Annotated in this window: 17 protein-coding genes; 10 read left to right on the forward strand and 7 right to left on the reverse strand. The window is 48.8% G+C overall.

The features are described 5' to 3' along the window. Nucleotides 1-25 precede the first annotated feature (25 nt). From hemC to trmB, 9 genes are all read left to right on the forward strand, one after another. Nucleotides 26-946, forward strand: coding sequence for a hydroxymethylbilane synthase (hemC, locus tag ACOMG9_RS23115; protein ID WP_448218795.1), 921 nt, complete (start codon nucleotides 26-28; stop codon nucleotides 944-946). A 13-nt stretch (nucleotides 947-959) separates the two neighbouring features. Beyond that, nucleotides 960-1736 carry a uroporphyrinogen-III synthase gene (locus ACOMG9_RS23120; RefSeq protein ID WP_422135788.1) on the forward strand — a complete coding sequence of 259 codons (777 nt, stop codon included), beginning with the start codon at nucleotides 960-962 and terminating at the stop codon, nucleotides 1734-1736. Continuing rightward, nucleotides 1733-3079 (forward strand): uroporphyrinogen-III C-methyltransferase, encoded by a 1347-nt coding sequence (locus ACOMG9_RS23125; protein ID WP_448218794.1) that lies wholly within the window; start codon nucleotides 1733-1735, stop codon nucleotides 3077-3079. The genes ACOMG9_RS23120 and ACOMG9_RS23125 overlap by 4 nt, the downstream gene beginning before the upstream one ends. Then, the gene (locus ACOMG9_RS23130; RefSeq protein ID WP_448218793.1) at nucleotides 3076-4323 is read left to right on the forward strand and encodes a heme biosynthesis HemY N-terminal domain-containing protein; all 1248 of its coding nucleotides are present in this window, start codon (nucleotides 3076-3078) and stop codon (nucleotides 4321-4323) included. The genes ACOMG9_RS23125 and ACOMG9_RS23130 overlap by 4 nt, the downstream gene beginning before the upstream one ends. Then, a complete protein-coding gene (locus tag ACOMG9_RS23135) occupies nucleotides 4320-4700 on the forward strand; it encodes a DUF423 domain-containing protein (protein ID WP_422135791.1) in 381 nt (126 codons plus the stop codon). Before ACOMG9_RS23130 ends, ACOMG9_RS23135 begins: the two co-directional genes overlap by 4 nt. Nucleotides 4701-4756: 56 nt before the next feature. Then, a complete protein-coding gene (locus tag ACOMG9_RS23140) occupies nucleotides 4757-5239 on the forward strand; it encodes a DUF29 domain-containing protein (protein WP_448218792.1) in 483 nt (160 codons plus the stop codon). Nucleotides 5240-5305: 66 nt separating this feature from the next. Beyond that, a complete protein-coding gene (locus ACOMG9_RS23145; RefSeq protein WP_448218791.1) occupies nucleotides 5306-5764 on the forward strand; it encodes a hypothetical protein in 459 nt (152 codons plus the stop codon). Nucleotides 5765-5770: 6 nt separating this feature from the next. After that, on the forward strand, nucleotides 5771-6283 hold the full coding sequence (locus ACOMG9_RS23150; protein WP_422139219.1) for a hypothetical protein: 513 nt from the start codon (nucleotides 5771-5773) through the stop codon (nucleotides 6281-6283). An 81-nt stretch (nucleotides 6284-6364) separates the two neighbouring features. Beyond that, nucleotides 6365-7081 carry a tRNA (guanosine(46)-N7)-methyltransferase TrmB gene (gene trmB, locus ACOMG9_RS23155; RefSeq protein ID WP_422409920.1) on the forward strand — a complete coding sequence of 239 codons (717 nt, stop codon included), beginning with the start codon at nucleotides 6365-6367 and terminating at the stop codon, nucleotides 7079-7081. A gap of 48 nt (nucleotides 7082-7129) precedes the next feature. Here trmB and ACOMG9_RS23160 read toward each other — a convergent pair whose 3' ends face one another. From ACOMG9_RS23160 to ACOMG9_RS23190, 7 genes are all read right to left on the reverse strand, one after another. After that, nucleotides 7130-7459 carry a DUF3392 family protein gene (locus ACOMG9_RS23160; RefSeq protein WP_422135794.1) on the reverse strand — a complete coding sequence of 110 codons (330 nt, stop codon included), beginning with the start codon at nucleotides 7457-7459 and terminating at the stop codon, nucleotides 7130-7132. A gap of 81 nt (nucleotides 7460-7540) precedes the next feature. Next, nucleotides 7541-8680, reverse strand: a complete 1140-nt coding sequence (gene hemW, locus ACOMG9_RS23165; protein ID WP_448218790.1) for a radical SAM family heme chaperone HemW — start codon at nucleotides 8678-8680, stop codon at nucleotides 7541-7543. Nucleotides 8681-8751: 71 nt separating this feature from the next. Then, nucleotides 8752-9372: an XTP/dITP diphosphatase gene (locus ACOMG9_RS23170; protein WP_448218789.1), complete on the reverse strand. Its 621-nt coding sequence runs from the start codon at nucleotides 9370-9372 to the stop codon at nucleotides 8752-8754. Next, on the reverse strand, nucleotides 9369-9845 hold the full coding sequence (locus ACOMG9_RS23175) for a DUF4426 domain-containing protein (protein WP_448218788.1): 477 nt from the start codon (nucleotides 9843-9845) through the stop codon (nucleotides 9369-9371). Before ACOMG9_RS23175 ends, ACOMG9_RS23170 begins: the two co-directional genes overlap by 4 nt. Before the next feature lie 4 nt (nucleotides 9846-9849). Continuing rightward, a complete protein-coding gene (gene metW / locus ACOMG9_RS23180; protein WP_422135798.1) occupies nucleotides 9850-10452 on the reverse strand; it encodes a methionine biosynthesis protein MetW in 603 nt (200 codons plus the stop codon). Then, nucleotides 10449-11606: a homoserine O-succinyltransferase MetX gene (metX, locus tag ACOMG9_RS23185; protein ID WP_422135799.1), complete on the reverse strand. Its 1158-nt coding sequence runs from the start codon at nucleotides 11604-11606 to the stop codon at nucleotides 10449-10451. Before metX ends, metW begins: the two co-directional genes overlap by 4 nt. 253 nt (nucleotides 11607-11859) lie before the next feature. After that, nucleotides 11860-12087 carry a hypothetical protein gene (locus ACOMG9_RS23190; RefSeq protein ID WP_317144591.1) on the reverse strand — a complete coding sequence of 76 codons (228 nt, stop codon included), beginning with the start codon at nucleotides 12085-12087 and terminating at the stop codon, nucleotides 11860-11862. A 533-nt stretch (nucleotides 12088-12620) separates the two neighbouring features. Between ACOMG9_RS23190 and ACOMG9_RS23195 the strand changes: the two genes are divergently transcribed. Continuing rightward, on the forward strand, nucleotides 12621-12854 hold the full coding sequence (locus tag ACOMG9_RS23195; RefSeq protein ID WP_317144590.1) for a cell division protein ZapB: 234 nt from the start codon (nucleotides 12621-12623) through the stop codon (nucleotides 12852-12854). The last annotated feature ends 59 nt before the right edge of the window (nucleotides 12855-12913 follow it).

Genomic DNA, 12913 nt, shown 5'->3' on the forward strand with positions numbered 1-12913 from the left:
AAGTTTATTGATTGAAAACCTCCCCATGAAAACCATCCGCATCGCGACAAGAAAAAGTGCCCTGGCCCTCTGGCAGGCTGAATACGTAAAAGAGCGTCTGGAGTACTTTCATCCGGGTATCCGGGTGGAGCTGGTAAAGATGACCAGCAAGGGTGATCGGATTCTGGATTCACCTCTGGCCAAAATCGGTGGCAAAGGCCTGTTTGTAAAAGAATTGGAAACGGCTATGCTGGAGAGCAGGGCTGATATCGCCGTTCACTCCATGAAAGACGTACCTATGGAGTTTCCAAAAGGGCTCGAGCTGGGTGTTATCTGCCCTCGCGAAAACCCACTGGATGCATTTGTTTCCAACACCTACAACCAGCTGAGCGATCTGCCTGAGGGCGCCATCGTGGGTACATCCAGCCTGCGCCGCCAATGTCAGATCCTTGCAAAAAGACCGGATCTAAAGATTGAATTCCTGCGGGGCAACGTCAACACACGTCTGGCCAAGCTGGACGATGGCCAATACGACGCCATCATTCTTGCAGCGGCAGGATTGATCAGGCTGGGGATGAAAAGTCGGATCAAATCGGCCCTGCCCCCTGAACTCAGTCTGCCAGCGGCGGGTCAGGGTGCAGTGGGTATTGAGATTCGTTCTGACGATGAATCGATCAAACAGTTTCTGGCTCCATTGCATCATGAAGAAACTGCAACACGAGTCCTTGCAGAAAGAGCCATGAATCGAAAATTAAATGGCGGCTGTCAGGTACCCATTGGTTGCTACTCTGAACTCATCGACGACCAGCTCTACATCCGGGGCCTTGTGGGTCAACCGGATGGCAAAGTCATACTGAGCGCAGAAGTCTATTGTGCACCTTCCGATGGTGAGAAAGGCGGGGTCCGGCTGGCAGAATCCTTGCTGGCACAGGGTGCAGACCGAATTCTCGCAGAGTTGCTGCATTAATGTGAGCCGTGTCATGATAAACAGCCGTGAGATAAGGGCTTTGGTTACCCGCCCCAGGGAGCAGGCAGAGCCACTGGTTGCCATGATTCAGAACCAGGGGGCCATGGCATGGTCTTTACCAATGATCCAAATCCAACCGCTGGCAGAGAGCCAGACACTGCGAGACCGGATTTTACAGCTCGATCAGTACAGTAAAGTCGTTGTGATCAGTCAGAATGCCGCCAGGCTGGGTCTGGAACATATAGAGAACTACTGGCCACAAATGCCTTTGAAGATCCACTGGTATGCCGTCGGCCCAAAAACACGACGATGGCTTAAGAGTAATGGCATTGATGCGACTTACCCGGAGATAAGACAAAAGCCCGGTGACAGTGAAGCACTGTTGCGACTGGAGAGCCTTCAGCAGGTCAGCGGAGAAAAAATACTGATTCTGAAAGGAAAAGGTGGTAGAGAACTGCTGGAGAACACCCTCAGAAATCGGGGAGCCCAGGTGGATTGCCTGGAACTTTATGAACGCCAGAAGCCCGATTACCCGGAAGATTATCTGAACAGGCTGATCAAAGATCATGCTATTAATGTCATACTGACCAGTAGTGGTGAGATTCTGGCCAATACCGCAGACTACCTTTCTCCGGCTTTAAGCCAAGAGTGCTGTCTGGTGGTTCCCAGCGATAGAATTGCCAGAATGCCAGAGGCTCAAGCATTCAAACGGGTTTATACCGCTCGCGGCGCCGACAATCACGCCATGATCTCGGTACTGAACCTGATTAACAGCGAAGGGTTAACGTGAGCAAGAAAGATCAGAACGCCAGTAAACTCGAGCAGACCGAACCGAAAGAACTGGCCAGGTCAGCAGGGCCTTCCAAAAAACAGGAAAGCAAGCCAACTTCAGCAGGCTCCAGAAAACAGCCTCAAAAATCAGCATCAAAGCCAGGACGAAAGCTGTCTGTCCTGGCCGTGTTGCTTGCAATCATTGCACTGGGATTGAGCGGCGGTTTAGGTTGGCGGCTCATTCATTGGGAGCAGAAACAACCCTCCCTTATTGAGGGGCAGGAACAGCAGCAAACCCAGATTGCGCGACTTCAGGCCAGGCTCGCTGAAATAAACAGTGATCTCACGCCTATCAAAACCGAACTGAGCGAACAGGAAAGTCGAAGTGAACGTTTGCTCAGTCGCACCGACAGCCTGACCAAAAACCTTCAGGAACTCACCGGTAGCAGTCTGGATGGCTGGAAGCTGGCAGAAGTAGAATACCTGCTCAGTCTCGCTAACCAGCGTCTGCTCATGTCATCTGATATCCAATCAGCCAAAGCTCTCCTTAACAGTGCTGACAAGATGCTGCTTGAGTTGGACAACTATAATTTGTATCCCGTTCGGGAAGCACTGGCAGAAGATATAGCTTCTCTCAACAGTCTCCCGGATCTCGATCAGGAAGGGCTCTACCTGAAGCTCGAAGCGCTCACCCGGCAGATTGACCAATTGCCCCTGATGGAAAAAAAGACCCTGCAACAACCTTTAGCAACCGTATCAAAATCTTCTGACATGCCATCCGCAGGCACTCCATCTACAGAAACTGCCAAGTGGCAGACTGTCGCCCTCTCAATGCTGAATAATACCTGGGAGAGCTTTGTCAGCCTGTTCAGGTTCACTCCGGATCGCGATCAGAAAATCACCTCACTACTGACACCCCAAGAGAATATTATTATTCGCCAAAACCTTCAGTTGATGCTGGAACAGGCCAAGTTGTCAGTCCTCTCCAGAGACCAGGCTATCTACAACAGTAGCCTGCATCAGGCTTCAAACTGGATAGAAAAATACTTTCCCCTTTCAGGGTCTCAGGCGACCGCAATGCTGGACGAGCTGAAGGTTTTAGACAAAATCACCGTAAAACCTGTAACCATCAATATCAGCCGTGCTTTGAGCTTGCTGAAATCCAGCCAGTTGAACGATACCCCGGAGAATAAAAAAAATACGACAGGACAAACTGAATCTGCAAAGAGTGCTCAGACTGTCCAGATCAGTCCAGCCGAAAAAGCACCTGAAGTGACTGACCAGACAACCACAGAAAACCGGACAGAACATTCTCAGCCCTCAGAAGCACCTGCTAATTCTTCAGAGGAGCCCCGGAAATGAAGAGTTTTATCATCTTCCTGGCGATTCTGGGCATTACTTTTGGTCTGGCAAATACCATGATCAGTGACAGCGGCTATGTGCTTATCTCTTACAACACGACTACGTTCGAAAGCACACTGTGGGGACTGTTTCTACTGATAGGTCTTGCCATAGGTGCGTTATGGCTTGTCTGGATTATCCTGAAACTGATTTTCGACGTCACTGGTTTTATCTATCCAATGACTTCGGGCGCCAAAGAAAGGCGAGCCCGTAAATTAACAACCCGCGGCTTTGTCGAGTTCACTCAGGGACACTGGAAAAAAGCTGAGCGACTGCTTTCGCAGGCAGCGGACTACGGCTCGTCACCCTTACTGAATTATCTTGCTGCCGCCCGAGCGGCTCATGAAAATGATGACCCTGAAGCCTCTGCCGAATACCTTCGCCGAGCCGATCACAAGGAGCCCGGTGCAGAGTTGGCTATTGGTATTACCCAGGCTCAGCTGCAACTGTCATCGGGTCAACTGGAGCAGGCACTGGCCACTCTGACCAAGCTGCACAAGCAGGTTCCACGACATGCCTACGTCCTGAAGATGCTGAAGCAGGTTTATACCCGTCTGAATGACTGGCAATCACTTGCAGCCCTGTTACCCAAGCTGAAAAAGCAAAAAATCGTTTCCGATAAAGAGTATCGCACCACTGAGCTTCAGTGCTTTGAGGCCCTTTTCAATCAAGCCTTTAACAATGGCCGCAGTTTTACCTCTCTGGAGCAGAAAATAAAACCTGCAACTCAAATCTGGAACAGTTTGTCGTCCAGTCAAAAACACAACTCTGCCATGATCTATCGATATGCGAAGTGCCTGACAGATCTGGGAGCAGAAGAGAAAGCAGAAGCTCTGCTCAGAGAAAACCTGAAGAAACACTACTGCAGCGACATGGCTCTGCTCTACGGCAAGATTAAGGGCAGGGATGTGAAGAAGCAGCTGCATTTTGCCGAAGCCATGCTCAATGAAAGACCTAACGACGCCGACCTGCTACTGACCCTGGGTCGTCTGTCTCTCCGTAATGAACTCTGGGGTAAAGCCAGGGAATACTTTGAAGCCAGCCTGAGACTCAGCAAACGGATTGATACCTATAACGAGTTGGGCCGCCTTATGGCTCATATGGAAGATCATGAAAAAAGCTCTCTGTACTTTCAGGAAGGATTGAGACTTGCAGCGGGGAGTGTTGTTGATCTGTTGCCGACAAAAGTTACGGATAAAAAATGACCCGACTCTACCTGTTACCCGGTGCCCTTTGTGGTTTTTTGTCTGTAGCTCTGGGCGCGTTCGGGGCCCATGCTCTGAAAGATCAGCTGTCCGAACGCTACATAGACGTTTGGGCAACAGCGACGGATTACCAGTTCTACCACAGTCTGGCTCTGGTTCTTGTTGCCGTTCTTGCCCTCCACTTCAAAGACTCCAGAAAGCTGAGATGGAGCGCCAGGCTGTTTCTCGCGGGTATCATCCTCTTTTCCGGTAGCCTGTATATTCTTGCCATCACCGGAATTGGCTGGCTGGGTGCGATCACCCCACTGGGTGGCATCTCGTTGATGCTGGGTTGGCTTTTTCTGGCCATCTTTGCTGTCACCGAACTTTATGATTAATGTTTTTGATGCTCTCGTACTTTTTGCCTACATTAGGAAGTTCATGGAGGTGATTTATGGATAATCTTTACGAGACAGACTTTTACCAATGGGTTCAGAAGCAAAAACAGCTCTTGATTAACCGCCAGTTTGACCAGCTTGATTTGGAAAACCTCATTGAGGAAGTAGGGGATATGGGTAAGAGTGAGCCAAGATCGATAGAGTCTCACTTGACTACCCTTCTCCTTCACTTATTGAAATATCAATACCAAACCTATCAACTGGAGGATAGATGGATAGCTGAAATGGTCGTCCATACCTGGTACCCCGGCATGGATAATCCCAGGCGTGAAATCCGAAAATTACTCAAACAAAGTCCGTCTCTTCAGACCAAAACCAGCCAGTTGATGCATGATGCTTACGCAGAAGCCAGAATCGATGCCATCAAACAAATGAACAGGTACATCAAGCAAAAAAGCAGAAAACTCAATGCCAGCAGCTTCCCGGATGATTGCCCCTGGACTTTTGAGCAAATAATGGGAGACGACTGGCTGCCTTGATCCGGTTGTTGAAGGGAGACGTGAGCATTGCTTTTTGATTGATCCAGACTCCACAGGAGGTCAACCATGTCACTGAGTATTAATCTCGTTAAATACGAGGCAGCCAATGATGGAAAGCTCTACGAAACCAATGCTGACCTCATTGAAACAGCTTTTGTCACTTCATCCTTACTCGAGGAATTAAAGAATCAATTTTCCTTCACAGAAAAGAATATCTTTGAAGCTTTGGGCTCTGAAGATCACTATTCAATAGACTGCTTTAATGACTCAGATGTTGAAGCCGCTATCAGAAAGCTGGAAGAAATTTTTTTATCCATTTTAAAATCAGATGGAAAAAAGTTACATGGCAAGATGGAGCCTGATGCTCCTGAAAACCTCCCTTCCAAGTACTCTGACCCCATTAGCTCAGAGGATATTGAAGACTCAATTAGCCGTTTTAGAACACTCACCAACTTGATAAACGTGTTCAAGTTAAAGCACGACCAGTTCAGAAAGGATGACTCCGCTGTACTCAAGGTTGGATAAAGGTTCATGAGTAAAAATAAAGGTAAGGACGGTGAAATGAGAGTCCTTATAACGCTCGCCAATATTGTTAAAACTGAAGAAGACTGCGATGTCACCCGACACACAAATACGAATACCGCCGATGGTGGTGCGGATTTAGTCCTGGAGCACCCTGAAGGCTTACTCTCATATCTGCATAGAGTTGCAGCCGGGGATGAAAATTTGCAATCGCCAGACTTGTCCAGAGCCCCAAGAGAAAAAACAAGAATTGATGTAAAAACAACGGATAGAAAACTGTCCCCTGACACCATAGTGAAGTTTGCTGGGGATATAAAGCGAAATCCTGACTGTAATGGTCATGTACTCATGGGAGGATCAGGACTGTCAAATAAAGCCAAATCTGATCTTGAAGAAATCAAAACTGCCTATGAAGAAGTTGGAAAAACTGTGCTATATATTTCGAACAAAGGCACAGAGAACCTTGAACACCATTACGGCTTACTGCCTGACCATTCAGATGACAATAAAGAGCAAACCTGAATCCGGTAGCCAAAGGTTTCCAAGTCAACACAGTTTAGGTATCTTACGCCGACTTTTTCATTTGCAGATTATGTACCTCTCATGACCAGCTCAGTTGATCCTGATCACACTCCTGATCCGACTAAACGTCGGGAAATCAAAAGTTTTGTCCTGCGCGCAGGTCGTATGACCACAGGGCAGCGTCGTGGCTGGGATGAATGCTGGGACAAGTGGGGTCTTCAGAAAGAAGACGGGCCATTAAACATCAGTGAAGCCTTTGGCCGGGAGGCACCTGTCGTATTGGAAATCGGTTACGGCATGGGACTGTCACTGGTGGCTATGGCAAAAGCCGAAAGCGACAAAAACTTTATCGGTATTGAGGTTCACCGCCCGGGAGTTGGCAGTCTGTTGAATGAATCCCAGCTGGCAGGCGTCACCAATGTTCGCAGCTATTGCGATGATGCCGTTGAAGTGCTTCGCGACTGCATTGCCGACGGCAGCCTGTCCAGAGTTCAGATTTATTTCCCTGATCCCTGGCACAAAAAGCGTCATCACAAGCGTCGCCTGATTCAACCCAAATTTATTGCAGCCATCAGACCGAAACTGGCGTTGGGTGGCGTTATTCATCTGGCCACAGACTGGGAAAACTACGCCGAACAAATGATGGACGTCATGACGGCCGCTGAAGGGTTTAAAAATCAGGAAAGTGAAGGTCAATACGCACCAAGGCCAGATTTCAGACCGCTGACCAAGTTTGAAAAGCGCGGTCACAGGCTGGGTCACGGAGTCTGGGATCTGTTGTTCGAGAGATCAGAATAAACTTTACCCCATGCAGAAGGGGCAGAGTTTCAATCGCTGCTCCTCTTCTCAATGCCCCAGCTTCTCCGACAATATCCCGACACAGACTGCGATTACCAGCAATACCGGAGCGAGAGTGTAATGATTGAAGTAGCCCAGTAAATTGCCGAGCCACTGAGGCACAAAATAGAAGATGGCGCCAAACAGGGCAAGATTCAAAACAGCTCTTGCAGGGATTCTCACTGCAGCATGCAGCCGATTCATCCAGCCACTGCTCCATGAGGCAATAAAACGCCCCACAAATGCCACGGCTACCGCTGTCAGGGCCATAGCGATGACACCAAGATGTTCACGAGCCAACTTTGACAGAAAAATAATGCCGTCTGTTATCCATTCCATAGTTCACCCTCCGTTTTGAGTGCGTAAACAATTCGCAACAGATTCCAAAAAATCGCGCCCAGCGTTATTCGAGCGGGAAAATCACCCATCCGTAAACAAAGCCAACAGATCATTCAGAAAGAGTCGCCCCTGCTTTGTTGGCTGTAGTCGATCCTGCTCCAGCAAACCTTTTTCAATCGCCAGCTGACATTGAACGTCTATGTCAGAAAGTGCCATTCCGGTTCTCTGCACAAACAATGAGTGATCAACCCCCTGGTTAAGGCGCAGAACATTCATCATAAACTCAATCGGCAGATCATCCCTACCCAATATCCTGCTGCCCGCTTCAAAGGGCTTATCCATTGCCAGATAATCGGAGGGCATTCTGGTTTTCCAGTTTCGATAAATCCTGCCCGTCTCCCGCTGGGTGATCTTACCATGGGCCCCTGCACCAATACCGATATAGTCACCAAACTGCCAATAGTTCAGATTATGTTTTGCCTGCTTGCCGGGTCGGCTGTAGGCCGAAATTTCATACTGCTGATAGCCCGCCTCTGCCAGTAGATCCCACCCTTCTTCCTGGATCGACCAGAGGGTATCATCCTCTGGCAGGATGGGCGTTTTTGAATAGAAAACCGTATTGGGTTCAATGGTGAGCTGGTACCAGGAAATATGAGTCGGCTCCAGTGCAACCGCTTTTTCCAGATCTGACAGGCCATCCTGAATGCTTTGCCCGGGCAGTCCGTGCATCAGATCAATATTGAAGTTATCAAAGCCCATCCCCCTGAGGGACTCAATCGCTTTGCGTGCTTCTTCCGAACTGTGAATACGGCCCAGCGCCTTGAGCTTTTCATCCTGAAAACTCTGAACCCCTAATGACAATCGGTTGATACCGGCTTTTCGATAATCTTTGAACCGATCATGCTCATAGGTGCCGGGGTTGGCTTCCATGGTGATTTCAATACCCGGCGAGAAACGGATTCGCTTTTCCAGCTCAGAGAGAAAACGATCAAAGCCTTTGGCAGACATCAAACTGGGAGTACCGCCACCAAAGAAAATCGTATGCAGGGCTCTCCCCTGGAGAGAACTCACTTCGCTGTCAAAGTCTTCCAACAGGGCGTTGACATAAGCTTCTTCAGGAATACCATCACTGAGTGCATGGGAGTTGAAGTCACAATAGGGGCATTTTTTGACACACCAGGGAATGTGTACATAAAGGCTCAATGGAGGGAGTTCGAGCATATTGAAAATCAGGTCAGATGATTAAAGCAGCCAGATGACATCACCGGCCGCATAAAGAAAAAAGTCGTCAGTCAGCAGCGTTCTTTTAACTGCGCCAGAAGCTGCGCCATGGCTTTTGCCCGATGGCTGATACTGTTTTTCTGTTCCCGACTGAGTTCAGCCGCTGCACACTTGTGGTCAGGTACATAAAAAAGCGGATCATAACCAAAGCCCTGATTACCTGCAGGCGCCCCCAGAATGTAGCCTTCCCAGCTGCCGTGACAAATCAGAGGGGTTGGGTCTTCTGCATGACGCAGGTAAACCAGCACACTGTGAAAACGAGCGGTTCTCTGCTCTTTGGGTAATCCGTCCAGGCTCTGCAAGAGCTTCTGGTTGTTGGCTTTATCAGTGGCATCTTCACCGGCAAATCGTGCCGAGTAAATGCCTGGCTGGCCATTCAGGGCATCCACTTCAATCCCGGAGTCATCAGCAATGGCTGCAAGGCCAGAAATTTTTGCTGCATTTCTGGCCTTGATCAAAGCATTCTCCACAAAGGTCAGCCCCGTTTCCTCAACAGAATCTACGCTGAATTCACTTTGAGCCAAGACTTCAAAGTCGAGCCCCGAGAGCATCTGCTGAAGCTCCCTCAGCTTGCCCTGATTACCACTGGCCAATACCACTTTTTTTGGCTCTTTTTTTACCAACGAACTCACTGGCCGCCCTCGTAAAATTTCTGGCTGAACTGAATGGTATGACTCTGACTGGAGCCTTCAGGGTGTACTTTGATGGTGAATTTTAGCATTTCTTCATTACTGAACCGGAAACCTGCCAGGTAATAGATGGCATCACCTTCTTTTATTTCCTTGAAATTCAGAGCCGACTGCTGACCCAGAAGGTTGACGGCATTACCATCAAAAGAGGCTTTTACCGCCTTGCCTTCGTCGCTGTCCCTGACGTTTCTGATAACCATATTGACCAGACCATTTTTTGGGCCGCGCTCCAGATCATACGTTTTGGCTATGCCCGGCTGAATAAAGGTGCTGGGGAAGGCACTGTAATAGACTTCATAATCGCCAAACCGAGCCGGTTTGTCATTCATGACACGGGCTTCAGGCACCCCGGCAGCATGGGCTCCTGAAAAAACGGCAAGCGCCAACAGTAAACTAAGCAGCCTTACACAAGCCATGACTTCACTCTCCTCGAGTCAAATGATAGATAGCCACTTCCCCCATCAGATTGGGCAGCAGGCGGGTTCTCCAGCCTCCCCTGTTGGCGCTATCGGTTACCATACGATTGATGATCTTCAGCTTTTTCTGACGACAAAGATCTTCAAAATCCTTAAACGTGCAAAAGTGTATATTAGGCGTGTCATACCAGGTATAAGGCATAAATTTGGATACCGGCATTCTGCCCTTGGTAGCCAGATGCCAGCGGCAACGCCAGTGACCAAAGTTCGGGAAGGTGACAATGCATTCCCGACCCACTCTAAGCATTTCATCCAGTGCCAGATGAGGAAACTGCAGAGCCTGCAAAGCTTGAGTCATCACCACGGTATCAAAGCTTTGATCGCCAAAATTGCCCAAACCCTGGTCAATGTTTTGCTCAAGAACATTGACGCCGTTTTGAATACAATTCTGGATATTCTGTGGATTAATCTCCAGTCCATAACCCCTGACCTGCTTGTTTCTCCCCAGATCCGCCAGCAGAGCCCCCTCACCACAGGCCAGATCAAGAATCCGACTGCCCTGGCCAATCCAGTCACTGATGATGGCAAAATCAACACGGGTACTCATACGGCAGTCTCCTTGCATTCGTCAGCGACTCGTTTCATATAGCCTGAAACGGCATTCACGTATCGGGGAATGTTCATCAGGAAAGCATCATGGCCCTGGGGGGCATCCACTTCCAGGTAAGAAACCTGCTTGCCCGCCTTGAGAAGCGCATCGGTGATCTCTCTGGAACGCTCCGGGGAGAATCGCCAGTCGGTAGTGAATGAAACCAGCAAAAAGCGTGCTTTAGCCGGAGACAAAGCCTGTGCAAGATCATCATTAAACTTCCGGGCCGGATCAAAATAATCCAGAGCCCGGGTCATCAACAGATAGGTGTTGGCATCAAAGCTGCCAGAGAAATTTTCTCCCTGATAGCGAAGATAACTCTCTACCTGGAACTGAACACCATAGTCGAAACTGTACTCTTCATTCTTGAGTTCACGCCCAAACTTTTGTCCCATGGCGTCATCCGACAGGTAGGTAATGTGGCCTACCATCCTGGCCAGTCCCAGTCCGTTCTTGGGCAGGGTTCCTTCTTCAAGATATTGGCCATCCCGAAAGTTTTCATCGGAGCGAATGGCCTGACGAGCCACTTCATTAAAAGCAATATTCTGTGCCGACAGTTTCGGTGCAGAAGCAATAACAACAGCATGACGCAGTCGTTCAGGATAAGCCGTAGACCAGTAAAGCGTTTGCATACCGCCAAGGCTGCCACCCACAACGGCAGCCCATTGTCGAATACCCAGATGATCTGCCAGTCTGGCCTGACTCTCGACCCAGTCTTCTACGGTTACTATGGGAAAATCAGAGCCGTAAAGTTTGCCGGTTTGCGGGTTGATACTGGTTGGGCCTGTACTGCCATGACAGCCCCCGAGATTGTTCAGACTGACAACAAAGAAATGCCGGGTATCCAGAGGTTTACCCGGTCCAACAAAGTTATCCCACCAGCCAGGCTTGCGATCTTCCATGCTGTGGTAACCGGCTGCATGATGATGGCCACTGAGCGCATGGCAGATCAAAATACCATTACTCTTTTCGGTATTCAGCTCACCGTAGGTTTCAATTACCAGGTCATATTCGTTCAGGGTCTGGCCACAACTTAACTGAAGGGGCTGATCAAAATGAACCGTTTCGGGTTCGACCAGGCCCACCGAGTCAGGGGGAATAGTTTCTGGCATAGTTACTTATCTATCACTTGTTACCGTGAAACACTTTCCAGCACATCAAGTGATGAAAAACGGTTCTTTTGCTCATGGTGCTTTTTGCAAATTGTCCTCAGGTACGCACGAACATCAGACTGACCTCAGTCAGCCCGAAAGCACGATCTGCATTTACATTCGCAGCTGGGAAGTGTATCTATTTGGTGGGTAGTTGTCAGTACGCAAGCCCGGTATCACAAGAGTCAGTTCAACCTGAAAATACTCATTGCCGTCATCGAGTGAGCAGAAAGCAGCGATCCAGGGCCAATTCCGTCAAAGCCAGCAGATGACTCAGAAAAACACCTTCTACCTGACGTGAAGAAAAGTAAAGATGCTGATCATGAATGTATTCGTCAACACTCTGATTACAGGTCAGGGAGATGTAAAAGGCCCTCATGGCCTCGTCTTCGACATTGAGAACAGAGACAATGGTTGCGTCAGGTAGTGCAGTTTCGCTCATGCAAAACTCCTTGAGGCATCTCACCTCATCGCACAGGACCCACTTGGCTGTCCTGTGCAACTCTGAAAAGCATCAAAATTTCTAACTGGCGTCATTAAAACTCCGCTAGACCACGCCAAGGTCTCAATTACCGCGAACACGTCCCTGCTGTCCCGACTTTGGAGGCTGTCGCAAAAGCCTCTTTGGAAAAGAATTTGAAGAGACGATCGGTATGTCGGTAGCAGACTGCCCGGGCATTATAAAATGATCGTCGTTTTTAAAGCATTTCAGTAGCGATAGATTCAATTCAGAACAGAGTCATAAACATTCCCCTATCACTCGCAATCTTTTGTAATTACTTCGCAAGTATAGCCTGCATATAAGTAACTTATCTGAACTTAGCCAGAAGTATGTGCTATCGTAGAGCCAGTGCAAAAACCACCCTTAACTTGCACAGGTGCCTGCCGGACTGCTGCTTACAAAACAGGCTGGCGGCTGTTGGTTACAGACAAGCTGATTTCGTCCGAACTATTCCTGGTGAAAAAGTAACAATTATGTCCATTGAATCCTTAGGCCAACTTGAAAACAAACTTCAGAACCTGATCGACAAACTTGAACTCACTCGAATGGAGCTAGAGGAATTGCGTTCAACCAATACCCGTCTGGAAGATGAAAACACTCATCTCAAACAGGAACTGAGCTCCTGGAGCGAAAGGGTGGGTAGTTTGCTGGGCAAACTGGACAGTGTATCCGACGAAGCTGAAGAAGTGGCATACGAGCAAGCATAATAAGGTCATACTTCAGATTCATGACCCGCTTTTCCGGAATGGAGTCCCTGCCCATTTTG

The organism is Endozoicomonas sp. PH6C (assembly GCF_059322965.1).

Excerpts from the sequence above, each read along its gene's own strand:
- hemC (WP_448218795.1), top strand. The coding sequence starts at position 26 with ATGAAAACCATCCGCATCGCGACAAGAAAAAGTGCCCTGGCCCTCTGG.
- ACOMG9_RS23120 (WP_422135788.1), top strand. The coding sequence starts at position 960 with ATGATAAACAGCCGTGAGATAAGGGCTTTGGTTACCCGCCCCAGGGAG.
- ACOMG9_RS23130 (WP_448218793.1), top strand. The coding sequence starts at position 3,076 with ATGAAGAGTTTTATCATCTTCCTGGCGATTCTGGGCATTACTTTTGGT.
- ACOMG9_RS23135 (WP_422135791.1), top strand. The coding sequence starts at position 4,320 with ATGACCCGACTCTACCTGTTACCCGGTGCCCTTTGTGGTTTTTTGTCT.
- ACOMG9_RS23140 (WP_448218792.1), top strand. The coding sequence starts at position 4,757 with ATGGATAATCTTTACGAGACAGACTTTTACCAATGGGTTCAGAAGCAA.
- ACOMG9_RS23145 (WP_448218791.1), top strand. The coding sequence starts at position 5,306 with ATGTCACTGAGTATTAATCTCGTTAAATACGAGGCAGCCAATGATGGA.
- ACOMG9_RS23150 (WP_422139219.1), top strand. The coding sequence starts at position 5,771 with ATGAGTAAAAATAAAGGTAAGGACGGTGAAATGAGAGTCCTTATAACG.
- trmB (WP_422409920.1), top strand. The coding sequence starts at position 6,365 with ATGACCAGCTCAGTTGATCCTGATCACACTCCTGATCCGACTAAACGT.
- ACOMG9_RS23160 (WP_422135794.1), bottom strand. The coding sequence starts at position 7,459 with ATGGAATGGATAACAGACGGCATTATTTTTCTGTCAAAGTTGGCTCGT.
- hemW (WP_448218790.1), bottom strand. The coding sequence starts at position 8,680 with ATGCTCGAACTCCCTCCATTGAGCCTTTATGTACACATTCCCTGGTGT.
- ACOMG9_RS23175 (WP_448218788.1), bottom strand. The coding sequence starts at position 9,845 with ATGGCTTGTGTAAGGCTGCTTAGTTTACTGTTGGCGCTTGCCGTTTTT.
- metW (WP_422135798.1), bottom strand. The coding sequence starts at position 10,452 with ATGAGTACCCGTGTTGATTTTGCCATCATCAGTGACTGGATTGGCCAG.
- metX (WP_422135799.1), bottom strand. The coding sequence starts at position 11,606 with ATGCCAGAAACTATTCCCCCTGACTCGGTGGGCCTGGTCGAACCCGAA.
- ACOMG9_RS23190 (WP_317144591.1), bottom strand. The coding sequence starts at position 12,087 with ATGAGCGAAACTGCACTACCTGACGCAACCATTGTCTCTGTTCTCAAT.
- ACOMG9_RS23195 (WP_317144590.1), top strand. The coding sequence starts at position 12,621 with ATGTCCATTGAATCCTTAGGCCAACTTGAAAACAAACTTCAGAACCTG.